Below are 14,543 nucleotides of genomic sequence, written 5' to 3'. Positions count from 1 at the left end.
AAAGGCTCAATCTGATTTTTGATGAGCGCTTGAGGCAGGTGGTAAAAACCTGTCTCCTTTTTGAGGGGATTTCTTTAGATAAAATGAGAGGGATATCATCGCCAAATTTGGCACTTTTATTGTTAATGCTCATTTCAACAATAACATTGGCTTTACTAGGAGTAAAAGCTCTTAATCAAGAGACCGCTTTAAAACAAATAGAATCACAGTATCGTCAGGAAATGACGATGAAGGCAATCGAAATCCAGCTTGCTCAAGAGATAGAGAGTGCTTTCCGTAAAGTAAGAGAGTCGATTGAGTCCAAAAATGGTAGTCGTCATGATCTCCGAAAATTGGTGATGAGCGACGGTGCTATCGATTTAACTTTGATCTACGATGAGCAACTAAACAGAATTTTTCCTCCTGATAAAATCCAAGCATTGCCACGAGAGCAATATCTACTCGATCAGTTTGAAGCCGTTATAGAAAAGCAAATACAAGATATTTCTTTAGCGTCTGAGTCTATTACTTTATCGCTAGGCTATTCTTCAGATCTTCGCTTGTTACATTGTTGGCAATCAGAATTAAATTACTGTGTTTTGCTTAAGCAGCGATGGTTAGCAGAAGAGTTGGAAGGTGCTTTACCTAGAATTGATCAAAGTGATCAGTTGCAGTTAAGTTCAGTTTCACAAAATCATAAAGAAAAGGCTAACCTTGAACAGCACGGTGCCAATCTAACTTGGCCCTTAAGTGGAATTTTTATCGATTGGCAACTTATATATCAACCTCTCAATGCCGACACACAACACCTTCAACCTGTATATGTAGCCATCTTATTTCCTCTAATTGTACTCATGCTAGGGCTTGGAGCTTGGTTATTTTGGGCACAGCGACGCTCTATTAAAGAAAATGAAAGAAAGACTGATTTTTTGAGATTAGTTGCACATGAGTTTAAAACGCCGCTAGCAAATTTGAGGCTTTATTCAGATCTTGTTCGCCGAAGTGAGTCGCATAAAGAAACATTGGGTTATATGGATGTATTTGATGCTGAATTTTTTCGTATGCGACGCTTTTTAAATAACGCCATATTATTCGAACATGCTGATCTGGTGAGTAAGCCTAAACTCGAGACCCTTGATATAGAGCCTTTTATCCATCAACTGATTAATCCTTTTGAACCACGACTGAAACATAGTGGTATCGATTTGACCATTGATATTCAATGTACAGCTATGGTGACAGTAGCTCGTGAAGCCCTCGAATGCTCGGTTGTAAATCTCGTTGATAACCTTACTAAATACGCGCCGAACCAGCCCGCGCAACTGGATTTTTTGCTACAAAACGATAGCTTGATGATTACCTGCAGAGATGGCGGGGACGGCATCACAGCAGAGCGCCAAACAAGTTTGTTTCAATATGATCCCCAGAAAACTAAAAGCGAAGAAGGGTTTGGTCTTGGCCTTGTTGTAACAAAACAGCTTATAGAAAGTGCAGGTGGTCAGATAAGTTACCAAAATGTAGAGCACTCCGTTTTTACCATTCAATTGCCGATAGAAGAAAGCCAATGAAAGTATTAATTGCTGATGATGATCTTCATCTAAACCAAGGCTTGGCGCTGTTATTACAAAAAGAAGGTTTTGAATGTCATACCGTGAAAAATGGTAAAGATGCACTGTATCAGCTTGGTGAATACAAACCTGACTTATGCATTTTTGATGTGATGATGCCCTATCTTAGCGGTATAGAGCTCTGTGCAGTTATGCGTGAAAGAGGCTTATTTCAGCCAGTGCTTCTTCTTACTGCATTTGATGAGCAAGTCGATAAGATCGAAGGTTTTCGCTTAGGTGCTGATGATTACATGACAAAGCCTTTTAACCCTGATGAGCTCATTGCACGAGTCACTGCTTTGGCTCGGCGAGAACAGTACCTTAAATCGAGACAGCCTGCACAATCGAAAATATTTCAACTAGGTGAGTTAACCGTTGATGTTGACTGTATGCTACTAAGCTATGTTGATGAAAAAGTCTGCTTGAGTAAGCGTGAACTTGAGTTTTTACAGATGCTTCACGCAAGTGGAGGGCGAGTACTATCGAAAGATGAAATTTTGGACAAATGTTGGGGGAGAGCTTACCTACCTAATAGCCGAACTTTGGATCAGTTTCTTTCGGTCTTAAGACAAAAAATGGAAAAAGATTTAGGAGCTCCCAGAATCGTACAAACGGTTTATGGAATTGGATATAAATTAAAAGGCGTCGGATAAATTTGATGGGGAATAGTTATTCCCAAATGTTCCTCGTGTTGCCCTAATTACCTTGTGTGGTCTTATGCTAGATGCGTAGCATAAATAGTCAGAGCGCCAAGTAATATGGCGCCAAGCATTGCCGGCGCTGTTCGAATCGATAAGGATCTGTCACCGGCAAATATTACGATCAGCATCTTAACTAAGCTATTCATTGTAGCCGCTATAAATATTCCTGCTAAAGCAATTTCTACGTCTATCGATTCAGGTGTCTGCCTGCCTAGTGTCAGAGTAATGGGATCCACATCGGTTAAACCTGCGATGGCTGATAAAAGCAGTGTTCCTGTATCTCCAAACCATTCTGTTAGTGCTTGTGAGAGCAGCATTACCAGCATTAAGACAAACCCAAAGAAAACCGCAGAGCTTAGCGCTAATGGATTACGTTGAGTTTTGATATTGTTCGTTTCTCCATCGCTGTATTTAAGCCATATCCAGAGCGCAGGAAGATAGAAACCAACCATCATAATGAGCATAGAGGGCCATAGCTGATATGTTAGTGGTGCATTGATGACGAGCAATACCATTAGAATTCGAGGAAACATTGTTCCACAACTGAACAGAATTCCGCTTGCTAGTAGAGGGCATAGGGGCTGTTGTTCCCTAGAGAGATTAGAGAACTGGATCGTTAATGCAGTTGAAGAACTTAACCCTGCAAAAACGGATGTGAACATAATGCCGCGACGAGTCCCGCCAATACGGATTGCAAAATAGCCTAGAAAAGAAATGCTGGCGATCAGTACGACCAGCCACCAGATCTCATAGGGGTTAATTGCGTTCCAAGGGCCATAGCCCTCATCAGGCAGGATCGGTAGCAAGACGATTGAGATTAATAACAGCCTTAAGCCAGCGTCAAGTTCATACTCTTCAAGCTTATGAAGTGCCGAATGCAGCTCGGGCTTACCATCCAGAATCAACGCTACGATCACGGCGGCTGCAGAGGCAATAACAGGCTCCCCAGACACGGCGAGTGCTCCAAGCGTATAGGTAATTAATAGGCCTACAATGCCCGTGATACTGACGGTGTTGCTCTCTTTATGACGGATACTGAAGGCGACGGCGAGAATAATAATCAGCGGAATTAAGCCGAACCCAAGTAGCCAACTTGAAAAATCCTTGGCAAGTGCAGCACATAAACCGCCATATAGCCCAGTCAAAGCAAAGGTACGAATTCCTGCAATACGGCTTCCCTCAGAGCGATGGCGTTGAGACCATCCTCGTTCAATGCCTATGATCAAGCCTAGAGCCAAGGCAATAAGAAGGGACCAAAATAGATTGATTGGTGTAGAGAAAAACGAAACATCCATAATTAAATATTGAGTCAGTTTCAGGGTTATCGCCAGTTTACAGAGCAATAAGAAAGAAAAGAGGGTAAGGTTTAAGTTGTTAATCCCTGAGCCTTTATAACCCTGTGCAAGATAAGTGGAGTTTTCTAGATGTCTAAAGCTTACAACATTGTGAATATTGTCAAAATTCACGATAAGAAAAAGTTCTATGAGTATGTGGTAGGACACGTGACAACATTGGAAAAATTCGGCGGTAAGTTTTTAGTCAAAGGCGATTTCGGTGAGGTATTAGAAGGTAGTTGGGATAGTAATCTGATTGTTGTTCAAGAATTCCCATCAGTGGAGTTGTTTAAAGCTTGGTATGACTCTGATGAATATCGGCCTTGGCGAGAGTTAAGGCAGTCTTGTGCTGAGGTGAATGTTATCTTGACTCAAGGTTGTTCCGATTAGGTTCTTTACCTTTATTGCTTCAGCAAGAACTTGATCCAGCCAGCTGGGGGCTGACTAGACCAAGTCGTTTTCAATTACACAATAAATTTAGAGACGTCCTCGCGCATCTGATGGGCTTGGGTTTCTAAACACTCGCAGTTCCTGCAGCTCTCGCATGAGTCGGACAGTAGTTGCTCAGCAGAGGAGGATATCCGCTGTGTAGCATCCTCTACGCCTTTGACTGTGTACATCTGCTCCTCGGTAGCCCCTGCAATTTGAATCACCATTTCACGAATCTCATCCATGGCATCTTTGTTGGATTGCATAGTTGAATTAGCTGCGCCAATGGAGTTGTTCATCGTTTCGCTGAGCTTCAAGCTACTTTGCATGGCTACTTCAGATTCTGTGACATGCTGCTGCAGTGTTTCGATCATCGATTCAATCTCTACCGTACTGCTTTGAGTGCGTTGCGCCAATGTTCTTACTTCGTCGGCTACTACCGCAAATCCTCGGCCTTTATCGCCTGCTCGGGCTGCTTCAATTGCAGCGTTGAGGGCGAGTAAGTTGGTTTGTTCTGTGATATCTCTGATCACGCCAATGACATTGCCGATCTTAGTACTAGATTGGCTAAGGGAATGCATTAGGTCGCTGCTTCGGCTGATATTGTCAGTTAATTTTTCCATTTGTTGGTGGGTTTCAGCCATGATCTGGCTACCTTCATTCATCTGTTGATCAGCACTACTAACACTGTCTTGAACTTGGGTACTGCTGGATGCAATTAGCTCTACTGCAGTGACGAGTTCTTGCACGGCTTGGTTCACCGCTAATGTATTATTACGCTGCTCCTCAATAGCTGTTTGGGAGCGTTTACTTAGCTCAACGGAATGATGTGCGCTGCTTTCTACTGTCTCGCCTTTCTCTTTTATCTCGCGAACCAGCCCTGCTGTGGTATCAATAAAATCATTTACCGAATGAGCAAGTTCGGTCACTTCATCTTGACCTGGGAGATCTAAATGTTGGGTGAGGTCACCACCGCCGTGACTGATATTGGACATTTTAGAATTAGCCGTTTGTAAGCGATTAAGTACGCGGAAGGTTTGCCATAAGAGCAAGCCGGCAATGATCGCTGTGAGGGCTGTTGCCATGCCGACGCCTTGCATTCGTGAGCTATGCAAAGCGTTAGAAATAGCACCTTCAAGGTCGGTGTAGATGCCCCCAAATATAGATTCTACTTCATGAATACTGCTGCGAAGTTCACCGCGTAATCCTGAATTTTGGTCTAAGCCACGTTGCTGGAGCGCTTCGGCAAGGGCATGGGCGGTATCTTCAAAAGTTTTGACGCTGTCTGCAGCAGGCAGATTGACTTGCTGCATATAGCTGTGAGTATTTTTTAGGCTTTCGCGCAGTAGAGTTTTTGAGTTGAGGTCGTAACTGTTTTGGAAGTCGTTTTCTAACAAGATCAGGTTCAATATCTTTGATATCGCTTGGCTATCACCAGTGTTGGCTACTTTCTGTTGGAGCGCTCTTTCTGCCTGATTAAAAGCTCCGCGTAAGCCACTGTCTTTATCAAGGCCAATTTTTTTATCGAGCTCTACCAGTGCGATCAGTTTTTGTTGGTAAATATCGAGTTGATGTTGTGCTGTGCCTAAGTCTTTTTGAACTTCTGGGGCGTAGGTTAATTGCGATGCTAGTGAGTCGATATTGTTACGCATAAGAGCAATACGTTTTTCAAACTTATCCACGTATTTGAGCTGTTTGCGTAAGAGAAAGTCTTTTTCGTGTCGACGTAGCATTAACATGTCGTTGGTGAGGCCCTTGGCTACAGCGTATTGCTGACCCAAACCAGAAATTCGGCTACTGGTTTGCCAGAGCATCCAAGTCATTGCTGCCATAGCAACGATGACTAAAAGGGAAACAAGAATAAAAGCGCGGCGAATGGACATAACTACCTCCTTGTCGTGGGCTTACTTCCATGTCACAAAACTGTAATGAATTTGAATATAGTCAGAGAATGGAGAAGTTGCCAAAAAATTGTAGGAGGTTTTTTCTGGGTGATGTTTTAAACAAGAAAGGTCGAACAAAAGTACGCTTTTAAAGCTTAGGAATTGAGTTGTGTTAGCAGCGAACGGGCTAGCTTTTCCATCTTATCTAGACTGATGTCGGCTTTTTTCAAAAAGGTAGGGGAATAGTGATCTGGATTTGACCAATGCTTTCCATTGATTTGGCAGCGTTTGGCTAACTTATCGATCCCGAGGTCTTCTAGGGTAAAGCCAAGTTTGGTCCATAGCAGAGACAGGTGGCGTTCTGTTTTATGGTCTCGTTTGCCGCAATCATCTAACTGACGCATATAGACTGCGGTCTCACGTGCTGCGGTGATTACACTTCTAAGAGCAACGATAGATTCTTGCTTGCGTGCTTCGTTGGCGCGGTAGAGGTTAGTAAGCCACTTAGTCGCGTGGTTAAAAAGGTCTGAGAGGGCTTTTCCCGGCAGTAAGTCCATAAGTGTTAAAGCATTTTCAATCCGTTGGCTGGAAAGTCTAGGTTGACTTGAGGTGTGATAAAAAGCAAGGAAATACTGTTGTGAGTAGTGTACTGGAGGGATAAAAAAAGGCCGCTAAGCGGCCTTTATTTTAAAGAGAAGCACAGAACATCTCATGCAAGGTATGAATGATCCGTTTCGCAGTGTCCCCTTGTAGGGAATAGTAGATGGTTTGTGATTCCCGACGGGTTTTCACTAATCCATCTTTCCTTAGTACTGCCAGGTGCTGGGATAAAGCAGACTGGCTTAAATCTAGGCAATTATTCAGTTCAGTAACTGAAAGCTCCTTCCCATCCAGGTAGCATAGGATGAGTAGTCGACTTTCATTGCCTAGCGCTTTCATCAATTTTGCAGCCTTGCCGGCATTGGTTCTCATAAGTTCCAATGTTTCCGGATCTAAGGTCGCGTTGTTGGTCTCGTTCAAGTTAACACTCCGAAGCGCTGTATTGTTTTTATCTATGGGCTCACAAAGGATTAGTCTACGAACTCTTCGGTTCATTTGTTTGACTTAATCCAGACTTCATCCCCAATTTGCAGCTTCTGTCGATTTTTATATCAACTTATAGTTATGAATAGTGCATTTTTTATAACGGAGTGAATCATACCCTGATCACCTTATATTCGCAATTTGACTATTATTTCTTTTATATATTAGTATAGTCTAATATTAATGGTTTTTGGTCGAATTGAGAGGGAAAATGAGGAGAAAAATTAGCTGGTTGGTCTTACCAATGCAGAAATCTAAGTTTGTTTTTGGCTTGATCTTAATGCTTGTTTTTACAGCAATTTTGCCAATTTCAAACATTAAAATTGATACAGACCCAGAAAACATGCTGCCTCACGACCAGATTGACCGTGTGTACCATGATCAGGTAAAACAGCGTTTTGGCATATACGACATGATTGTGGTCGGGATTGTGAACTCCCTACAGGAAAAGGGGGTTTATAACCCTGAAACGCTATCTGTGCTGTATGATATTTCAACATCAGTTGATTCGATGGAAGGGGTTATTCGTCAAGATCTAATGGCTTTAAACACGGTTGATAACATCAGCCAGTCATTTGAGCAGGATGGCGCAATCTTGTTTGAATGGATGATGAAAACTCCCCCTTCAACTCAACTTGAAGTAGACACAATTCAAGGCGCGGTCGAGCGCCTCCCTCTGTTAAAAAATACCTTGGTATCGGCCGATGCCAAAGCGGCGGCGATCTATATTCCAATCATTGATAAGTCAGAAAGCTACCGTTTAGCGAATGAAATTCAAACGGTTATTGATGGGTTACAACTGAAGTATCCAGATTCAGGTAACGAATTTCATATTGCGGGTTTGCCTGTTGCAGAAGATACCTTTGGTGTTGAAATGTTTATCCAAATGGCCATTTCTGCACCCTTAGCCGGTTTGATGATTTTTGTGTTGATGTGGTTTTTCTTCCGTTCCCTACTACTGATTACTGCACCTATGCTGGTCGCTATGGCTACGGTGATTATCACTATGGGCGTATTGATCGGGCAGGGCCATACAGTACATATCATGAGTTCGATGATCCCTATTTTTTTGATGCCTATTGCTGTCGTAGATTCGGTGCACTTACTTTCTGAATTTTCTGATAGATATAAACCGGGGGAAGATCTTAAGCAGGCGTTACAGGAGGTACTAGGTCATCTATTCACACCGATGCTATACACATCGATTACATCTGCAGTGGGTTTTGCTTCTTTAGCGTTAACCCCGATTCCACCTGTACAGGTTTTTGGCCTGCACGTTGCGTTTGGCATTATGTTGGCCTTTGTTCTGACTGTTTTTCTTGTGCCAGCATTTATCGTGAGTCTATCGCCACAGCGTTTACAAGTGCTTAAAGATCATTCGGTTAGAGAGGATTCATCGCAAAAACTAAGTTGGCTAATGAGCGCTGCGGGGCGTTTCTCTACCAACCGCTCTAAGGGGATCTTAATTGTTTTTGCGTTGATATCAGCGTTATCGATTTATGGTGTAAGTACCATTCAAATTAACGATAACCCAGTGCGTTGGTTTAAAGAGGATCACCGCCTACGTATAGCCGACCAGGTTATGAACGCTCATTTTGCAGGGACTTATAATGCATACCTTGTGCTGGAGAAACCGTCTGAACAATTAGGTGAATCGTTTTGGCAGGAGCTAACAAGCCAGTCGTTGCCAGAGGCGGTAATGCTGAAAATAACTCAGCTGCGAGCAGAGACGCAGGCGTATTCACCGAGTAAACGTTTACAGGCGCTAGCCCTTGCATTCGATGATCTATCGTTTGATGACCCTGTTCATGAAGACTTTTGGCTAAGTTTGCTAGATAAAGTCGAAGTAGCTCAGCAAGAGGCAAAGTATTTTCTTTCACCTGAAGGTTTAGCGTATCTAGATCAGCTACAGAGTTACTTAGATCAAACCGAACTGGTGGGTAAAACTAACTCTCTAGGTACTTTACTTAAAACGGTGAATCGTGAATTAAGAGGTGGGGAGGATGATCAGTTTAAATTGCCTGCTGATGCTTCTGCGGCCGCTCAAACGGTCTTGAGTTTTCAATCGTCCCATCGACCTGACGATCTTTGGCACATGGTTACACCTGAGTACGATGCCACTTTACTGTGGCTACAGCTTAGTAGCGGTGATAACCAAGATATGAGCCAAGTAATTGAGCTGGTCGATCGCTTTGTATCTGAAAACCCTTTACCGCAAGGTGTCGAGATGAACTGGGCGGGTCTGACCTACATTAATGTCGTTTGGCAAGAGCAGATGGTAAACGGCATGTTGAATAGCTTGATTAGCGCATTCTTCATGGTGTTGTTGATGATGGTTGTGCTGTTTCGTTCTATAAAGATCGGTCTGCTCGCTATGTTACCGCTCACGGTTACCATCCTATTTATCTATGGTCTGATCGGTTTTATCGGCAAGGACTATGACATGCCGATCGCCGTTCTCTCAGCGTTGACCCTAGGTTTGTCGGTCGATTTCGCTATTCACTTTTTGGAGCGCTGCCGTGCTATCTATCGACGTACTGGCAACTGGCCGAAGACAGTTAATGAAGTCTATCAAGGGCCTGCTAGAGCGATTAGTCGCAATGCGGTCGTGGTCGCGGTTGGATTTACCCCTTTACTCTTCGCACCGTTGGTGCCTTACATCACAGTTGGTTTTTTCTTGGCTTTAATTATGAGCATCTCTGCGATTGTCACTGTGATTTTACTGCCAGCCGTTATCCGTTTGATTAGCAATAAAGCCTCACTTTTTGGTGATCCAAAGAGAAGCGTATCCACAGAGGAAAAGCAAAATGTATAAACCTAACTTTTTAAAAACAACGCTCTTTGTGGCTTTGTTCTCTGTGTTAGTTGCTAATGCGACCAACACGTTGGCCCTAGATTTAACGGATGCGAACGAGATTGTTGCAAAGGCGAATTTAACAGCATATTACGCCGGTGATGACGGCCGCTCTGAAGCTCGGATGTTGATAAAAGACAGCCAAGGCCGAGTGCAAAAACGTCAGTTTACGATTTTAAGAAGAGATAGGCAGGATGGTGGTAAGCAGGATTTTCTGGTTGTCTTTAGCCGCCCATCAGATGTGAGAAATACAGCGTTTTTAGTTGCTAAAACTCCCGGTAAGGATGATGACCGTTGGTTATATCTTCCAGGGCTAGATTTGGTTAAACGTATCTCTGCTGGTGATAAACGAACTAGCTTTGTTGGCTCACATTTCTTTTATGAGGATGTATCTGGACGTGGTATCGAAGAAGATACCCATCAATTGATCGAAACAGGTGAAAGCTACTATCAAATTAAAAGTACGCCTATAAAAGCTGCAGAGGTTGAGTTTAGTAGTTATTCCACATGGATAAATAAACAAAATTATCTGCCGGAAAAAATTGAATATCTCGACGATAACGGCCAGCTCTATCGCCGCATTGAGGTAATCAAAAGCGACGTGATTCAAGGCTATATCACCGTAATCCAATCTAAGGCGATGGATCTGCGTAGTGGCGCTGAAACGATCATGGAGTTCCGTTATCAGAAATATGATCTAGGTATGGAACAAGCGGTGTTTTCAGAACGTTCATTACGTAAGCCACCTCGCCAGTGGCTTCGGAGGAAGTGATGTTTCGGGCAAGCTTATTTCTATTAGGTCTTATAGCCGTTAGTTTTGTGGCTCAAGCTGATGATTGGGAGCAAAGCGATTGGGACGAAGAGGCGAGTGAAACCCTTCAGTGGCACGGATTTATCGAAATGGGTGCAGGTGGGCGATTAAACAATGATCCTGTTCTAGATGAAAATAAAACCCTTACTGAACTTCGAGGACGGGTAGAAACAGAATACTTCTCGAACGATAACCGTTATAGCTTCAAAGCCGATCTCTACACTGATGGGGTGGAAGGAGCGACTGAATTTAATCTAAGGGAAGCATTGGTTGATCTACAACTCAGTGATTCGTTGGATCTACGTTTAGGGCATCAGGTATTAACTTGGGGAACGGGTGATTTGTTGTTCCTGAATGATCTATTTGCAAAGGATTGGCAGTCATTTTTTTCTGGGCGCGATGATGAATACTTAAAAGCGCCATCGACCAGCATCAAACTTGCTTATTATGGTAATAAAGCGAATTTAGATCTGGTTTGGACGCCTGTTTTTACTAATGATCAATTTATTAACGGTGAGCGTTATTCCTATTTCTCACCTTTGGCTGGTCAGCAGGTAGCCTCACCTGAATCTACGTTGGTTTCGGATTATCCCCAAGAGAACTTTTCAAACGGTGAATTCGCGGCGCGTTTCTATGGGAATGCGCAATGGGGAGCGAGTAATACCGAATGGGCTTTATATGCCTATAGAGGTTTTTGGAAACAGCCCAATACACTGAACGTCCAAGGCCATGCCTATTTCTCGCCACTAAAAGCTGTTGGGGCAAGCTTAAGAGCGAATATTGGGAAGGGAATAGGGCACGGTGAAATTGCTTGGTATAAGGGTGAAGACGATCAAGGATCAAATCCGCTGCTACCCAATAACCAAGTGCGCTTTCTAGTTGGATATGAGCAGGAGCTATTGCCGAAATTTACAGTAGGGCTGCAGTATTATCTTGAACACACACAAGATTATGCCGCGCTGATTGCTAATGATGGCAACTCACCTTATCGATCTGATCAGAACCGAGAGCTATGGACCCTACGCCTAAGTTATCGGGCTTTACAGGATAATCTAACACTCGGTTGGTTTAGTTTTTATTCACCGACAGATGATGATTACTATCATCGACCTTCGGCAAAATATCGTTTCAGTGATGAGTTACAACTGATCGTTGGCGCGAATCTTTTTGGTGGTCAAGAAGCACATACATTCTTCGGTCAGTTTGAAGATGCATCTAATCTTTATGCGAGGATCAGGTGGGGTTATTAATGCTAAATCAGTTATGATCATCTTTCCTAGATGCTATGGTTATTTCGAATAAGCCACATGAAAAAATCAGATAAAAAACTAGAAAAAACACTTCGTGAAACGCTGACCGACGTTTGTGATATTGCGTTGGAATCAGTACCAGGCTTTTGCTGGGTCACTCATAAAGTGGATTTTTCTCGTTACCCAGAATCGCTAAAGGTTGTTGCTGTCTTTGATGATGAATCACTTCTAACGCTTGCTAGAAACGCCCATGAGGATCAGTTTTTAAAAAGTTTAATCACCGAGAAGCTGGCTCAAGCGGGTGTAAAGCTTAATAAGCCCACCCAACAGATTATTTTTGATTCAGAAGAAGCCTGCGAAGAAGTTTGTGGCGGAGATTGGAATTTAAGGCTTAGTCGTTTATGAAGCTCCTTCTACCCATATAAATAGCTCTAATTTGTTATTTCTTACGTACAAACCTCAGTTTTATTTGGGGAGATCTCTGTGTCAGTACAAGATTGTGTTTGCTTTGTTTTAACGACGGATGACCAAGTTTTATTTGAACATCGCTGGGCTGATGATAAAACTGGAACAGCAGCTATTAATATACCGGGTGGGCATATCAAACCAGACGAATCCCACATACAAGCCTTGAAGAGAGAGGTAGAGGAAGAGCTTTCAGTTATACCGTTATCTTATAAGTTTTTAGGCTCGCATCCATTTGCAGCGTCGCCTGATCAGATGTTGCATTATTACCTAGTTGATAAATGGGCTGGAGAGGTGATGGCACTGGAGGCGCAAGATGTTGAGTGGGTTAAGCCTAGTCACAATTTAAGTATCAGCGAAGCGGATAAAAAAGCTTTAGTAGCTGCTGAGTTAATGTGAGAAGCATCTAATAATGCATAATCCTTTGAGCAGGCTGAGGGTTTCAGCCTGCAGATGGAGCGCTGGTAGGTAATAAAATTAAGCGCGTTTTACAAACTTAGCTGTCACCATCATATCGCCTGCACCATCTACTTTGCAGTCAAGCTCGTGATCTTTACCTTCAACGATACGTTTGATTACCGCTTTGGTACCGATCTTCAAAACGATAGAGCTGCCCTTAACCTTAAGGTCTTTGATCAAAGTCACCTTATCGCCATCAGCTAGCTGGGTGCCGTTGGAATCCTTAACAACAAAGACGTCCTCTTCAGCATCTGCTTCAGCAGGGTTCCATTCATGAGCGCATTCAGGGCAGATCAATAGCTCTTGATCTTGGTAAACAAATTCAGAATTACACTCAGGGCAAGGTGGTAAAGACATACTTTCTACTTCTTTAAATTAGTTGAGTGTGAATGGTAATAGTTATAAGAAAACTAAGCGAGTGATTTACACCGCCGATATTACGAAATTTTCCAGTTAATTGAGATGGCTCTCCTTTAGAGGATTAATCACCGCCACCACCGGAGTCACCGCCACAACTCCCTCCATCTGATCCTGAAGATGAAAAATCAAAATCAATCCCCCAGCCGTTATCACCGTCGTTATTCCGTGAGGATCGATTTCGATTAAAGGTGGCTAAAAATACGCCTACAGCAAGGCAAAACAACACTTCTGGGGTGAAGCTATTGTGATAGCCATGTGCAACAGTGGCTGCAATGATGATGACTCCAAGGCTGCGTAAGCAGAAAAATAGCTTGCCGGCGAGAAGACCACCGATGAAAAATATTGCACAGCCTAAAACGATACCATCTGTGTAAAGTGCGTATAAACCAATGGCTGCTAGTAGATATCCAACCATGTTCATTTCGATAATTCCCTTATCATCATTGCTAGAAGTGCCGCAGAGCGTGACCTACCATCGCTCAAACGTTTTAGTCTATATATGTGTTTTGAATTTCACATGCAAATGTTAGCTGTTAGGTAGATCAGAGGTTTTTACTATGCTCAAAGTTACCGTTCTTTAAATAGTTCACCACTTGAGCGATTACTTTCTTGTTTTTCATCATAAAAGGGTGAGTGACAGGCATTGCTATATGATCGTTCATGCCTTCGAGCTTTGTGTTTTCGATTGAAACTTTGCCATCATCTGTGCTTGGGATCAGTGTGGACAATATCAAATTTATACTACGGGTACCGGCTATAATCCCTACGTCAAAGTTTGCTTTGCCGAGAGTATTTGGAACGCTTAGCTCTCCAGTACCTAGCTGTAGGCCTGCGTCACCATTGATAAAATGAAACCCTGGAACTTTGCCAAGCTTATCGACAATTTCACTTCCTTTATTGGGTGGCCCAAGCATAACAACCCTGTTTAAATTGTTTATTTCATGAGTTCTTAGGTATTGGCGAACTAAAATTCCACCAAGGGAATGAGTTACAAAATTAACCTTCATGTTCTTAGGGCACTGACCTAGTGCCGGTTTAATGGCTAATTCGGCAAGCTGTTCTATCGGATAATCTCTGGAAGGGTAGTCGATGTTAATCGGTAGAAAACCTTCTTTGATCAAAGGTTCTTCTAACGTTTCCATCGAGCTAGAGGAGCGGGCGAGGCCATGAATTAGAATCACGCAAGAGGCTTGAGTGCTGATGGAAAAAGCGAGTAAGAAAAATGCCAATAGTCCTTTCATATTGATTAGTCCATATCATCCTTAATT

Annotated in this window: 15 protein-coding genes; 8 read left to right on the top strand and 7 right to left on the bottom strand. The window is 42.9% G+C overall.

What is annotated here, in order from left to right; translation table 11 throughout:
* Positions 1 to 38: 38 nt before the first annotated feature.
* Complete coding sequence (locus ACMXYT_RS11075; protein WP_415898702.1) at positions 39 to 1,547, top strand: sensor histidine kinase; 1,509 nt, start codon at positions 39 to 41, stop codon at positions 1,545 to 1,547.
* A complete protein-coding gene (locus ACMXYT_RS11070; RefSeq protein WP_415898701.1) occupies positions 1,544 to 2,239 on the top strand; it encodes a response regulator transcription factor in 696 nt (231 codons plus the stop codon). The genes ACMXYT_RS11075 and ACMXYT_RS11070 overlap by 4 nt, the downstream gene beginning before the upstream one ends.
* A gap of 62 nt (positions 2,240 to 2,301) precedes the next feature.
* Here ACMXYT_RS11070 and ACMXYT_RS11065 read toward each other — a convergent pair whose 3' ends face one another.
* Positions 2,302 to 3,582 carry an MgtC/SapB family protein gene (locus ACMXYT_RS11065; RefSeq protein ID WP_415911448.1) on the bottom strand — a complete coding sequence of 427 codons (1,281 nt, stop codon included), beginning with the start codon at positions 3,580 to 3,582 and terminating at the stop codon, positions 2,302 to 2,304.
* Between the two features lie 129 nt (positions 3,583 to 3,711).
* On the opposite strand from ACMXYT_RS11065, the gene ACMXYT_RS11060 reads away from it, so the two are divergent.
* Entirely contained in the window at positions 3,712 to 4,011 is a 300-nt protein-coding gene (locus ACMXYT_RS11060; RefSeq protein WP_415911447.1) for a DUF1330 domain-containing protein, read from the top strand.
* 74 nt (positions 4,012 to 4,085) lie between these two features.
* Here ACMXYT_RS11060 and ACMXYT_RS11055 read toward each other — a convergent pair whose 3' ends face one another.
* The 3 genes from ACMXYT_RS11055 to ACMXYT_RS11045 form a co-directional block, all read right to left on the bottom strand.
* Complete coding sequence (locus ACMXYT_RS11055) at positions 4,086 to 5,933, bottom strand: methyl-accepting chemotaxis protein (protein ID WP_415911446.1); 1,848 nt, start codon at positions 5,931 to 5,933, stop codon at positions 4,086 to 4,088.
* Positions 5,934 to 6,088: 155 nt separating this feature from the next.
* Positions 6,089 to 6,490, bottom strand: a complete 402-nt coding sequence (locus ACMXYT_RS11050) for a hypothetical protein (RefSeq protein WP_415911445.1) — start codon at positions 6,488 to 6,490, stop codon at positions 6,089 to 6,091.
* Between the two features lie 130 nt (positions 6,491 to 6,620).
* Positions 6,621 to 6,905, bottom strand: coding sequence for an ArsR/SmtB family transcription factor (locus ACMXYT_RS11045; RefSeq protein WP_415884646.1), 285 nt, complete (start codon positions 6,903 to 6,905; stop codon positions 6,621 to 6,623).
* 355 nt (positions 6,906 to 7,260) lie between these two features.
* On the opposite strand from ACMXYT_RS11045, the gene ACMXYT_RS11040 reads away from it, so the two are divergent.
* The 5 genes from ACMXYT_RS11040 (at position 7,261) to ACMXYT_RS11020 (ending at position 12,795) form a co-directional block, all read left to right on the top strand.
* On the top strand, positions 7,261 to 9,831 hold the full coding sequence (locus ACMXYT_RS11040) for an efflux RND transporter permease subunit (RefSeq protein ID WP_415911444.1): 2,571 nt from the start codon (positions 7,261 to 7,263) through the stop codon (positions 9,829 to 9,831).
* Positions 9,824 to 10,642: an outer membrane lipoprotein-sorting protein gene (locus tag ACMXYT_RS11035; RefSeq protein WP_415904075.1), complete on the top strand. Its 819-nt coding sequence runs from the start codon at positions 9,824 to 9,826 to the stop codon at positions 10,640 to 10,642. The genes ACMXYT_RS11040 and ACMXYT_RS11035 overlap by 8 nt, the downstream gene beginning before the upstream one ends.
* Positions 10,642 to 11,931 carry a hypothetical protein gene (locus ACMXYT_RS11030; RefSeq protein WP_415911443.1) on the top strand — a complete coding sequence of 430 codons (1,290 nt, stop codon included), beginning with the start codon at positions 10,642 to 10,644 and terminating at the stop codon, positions 11,929 to 11,931. The genes ACMXYT_RS11035 and ACMXYT_RS11030 overlap by 1 nt, the downstream gene beginning before the upstream one ends.
* A gap of 57 nt (positions 11,932 to 11,988) precedes the next feature.
* On the top strand, positions 11,989 to 12,336 hold the full coding sequence (locus ACMXYT_RS11025) for a Fis family transcriptional regulator (RefSeq protein WP_415911442.1): 348 nt from the start codon (positions 11,989 to 11,991) through the stop codon (positions 12,334 to 12,336).
* Between the two features lie 78 nt (positions 12,337 to 12,414).
* Entirely contained in the window at positions 12,415 to 12,795 is a 381-nt protein-coding gene (locus ACMXYT_RS11020) for an NUDIX hydrolase (RefSeq protein ID WP_415911441.1), read from the top strand.
* A 78-nt stretch (positions 12,796 to 12,873) separates the two neighbouring features.
* Here the strand turns inward: ACMXYT_RS11020 and ACMXYT_RS11015 are convergent, their stop codons facing one another.
* The 3 genes from ACMXYT_RS11015 to ACMXYT_RS11005 form a co-directional block, all read right to left on the bottom strand.
* On the bottom strand, positions 12,874 to 13,212 hold the full coding sequence (locus tag ACMXYT_RS11015) for a zinc ribbon domain-containing protein YjdM (protein WP_415887586.1): 339 nt from the start codon (positions 13,210 to 13,212) through the stop codon (positions 12,874 to 12,876).
* Between the two features lie 124 nt (positions 13,213 to 13,336).
* On the bottom strand, positions 13,337 to 13,696 hold the full coding sequence (locus ACMXYT_RS11010; protein ID WP_415911440.1) for a hypothetical protein: 360 nt from the start codon (positions 13,694 to 13,696) through the stop codon (positions 13,337 to 13,339).
* A gap of 121 nt (positions 13,697 to 13,817) precedes the next feature.
* Positions 13,818 to 14,516 (bottom strand): esterase/lipase family protein, encoded by a 699-nt coding sequence (locus ACMXYT_RS11005; RefSeq protein ID WP_415911439.1) that lies wholly within the window; start codon positions 14,514 to 14,516, stop codon positions 13,818 to 13,820.
* Positions 14,517 to 14,543: the final 27 nt, after the last annotated feature.

It is taken from the genome of Neptuniibacter sp. QD37_11 (assembly GCF_047778105.1).
Lineage (GTDB): Bacteria > Pseudomonadota > Gammaproteobacteria > Pseudomonadales > Balneatricaceae > Neptuniibacter.
The sequence above is the reverse complement of the archived record's forward strand: the minus strand, read 5'-3'. Positions and strand labels throughout refer to the sequence as shown.

Excerpts from the sequence above, each read along its gene's own strand:
- ACMXYT_RS11070 (WP_415898701.1), top strand. The coding sequence starts at position 1,544 with ATGAAAGTATTAATTGCTGATGATGATCTTCATCTAAACCAAGGCTTG.
- ACMXYT_RS11065 (WP_415911448.1), bottom strand. The coding sequence starts at position 3,582 with ATGGATGTTTCGTTTTTCTCTACACCAATCAATCTATTTTGGTCCCTT.
- ACMXYT_RS11060 (WP_415911447.1), top strand. The coding sequence starts at position 3,712 with ATGTCTAAAGCTTACAACATTGTGAATATTGTCAAAATTCACGATAAG.
- ACMXYT_RS11055 (WP_415911446.1), bottom strand. The coding sequence starts at position 5,933 with ATGTCCATTCGCCGCGCTTTTATTCTTGTTTCCCTTTTAGTCATCGTT.
- ACMXYT_RS11050 (WP_415911445.1), bottom strand. The coding sequence starts at position 6,490 with ATGGACTTACTGCCGGGAAAAGCCCTCTCAGACCTTTTTAACCACGCG.
- ACMXYT_RS11045 (WP_415884646.1), bottom strand. The coding sequence starts at position 6,905 with ATGAGAACCAATGCCGGCAAGGCTGCAAAATTGATGAAAGCGCTAGGC.
- ACMXYT_RS11040 (WP_415911444.1), top strand. The coding sequence starts at position 7,261 with ATGCAGAAATCTAAGTTTGTTTTTGGCTTGATCTTAATGCTTGTTTTT.
- ACMXYT_RS11035 (WP_415904075.1), top strand. The coding sequence starts at position 9,824 with ATGTATAAACCTAACTTTTTAAAAACAACGCTCTTTGTGGCTTTGTTC.
- ACMXYT_RS11030 (WP_415911443.1), top strand. The coding sequence starts at position 10,642 with ATGTTTCGGGCAAGCTTATTTCTATTAGGTCTTATAGCCGTTAGTTTT.
- ACMXYT_RS11025 (WP_415911442.1), top strand. The coding sequence starts at position 11,989 with ATGAAAAAATCAGATAAAAAACTAGAAAAAACACTTCGTGAAACGCTG.
- ACMXYT_RS11015 (WP_415887586.1), bottom strand. The coding sequence starts at position 13,212 with ATGTCTTTACCACCTTGCCCTGAGTGTAATTCTGAATTTGTTTACCAA.
- ACMXYT_RS11010 (WP_415911440.1), bottom strand. The coding sequence starts at position 13,696 with ATGAACATGGTTGGATATCTACTAGCAGCCATTGGTTTATACGCACTT.
- ACMXYT_RS11005 (WP_415911439.1), bottom strand. The coding sequence starts at position 14,516 with ATGAAAGGACTATTGGCATTTTTCTTACTCGCTTTTTCCATCAGCACT.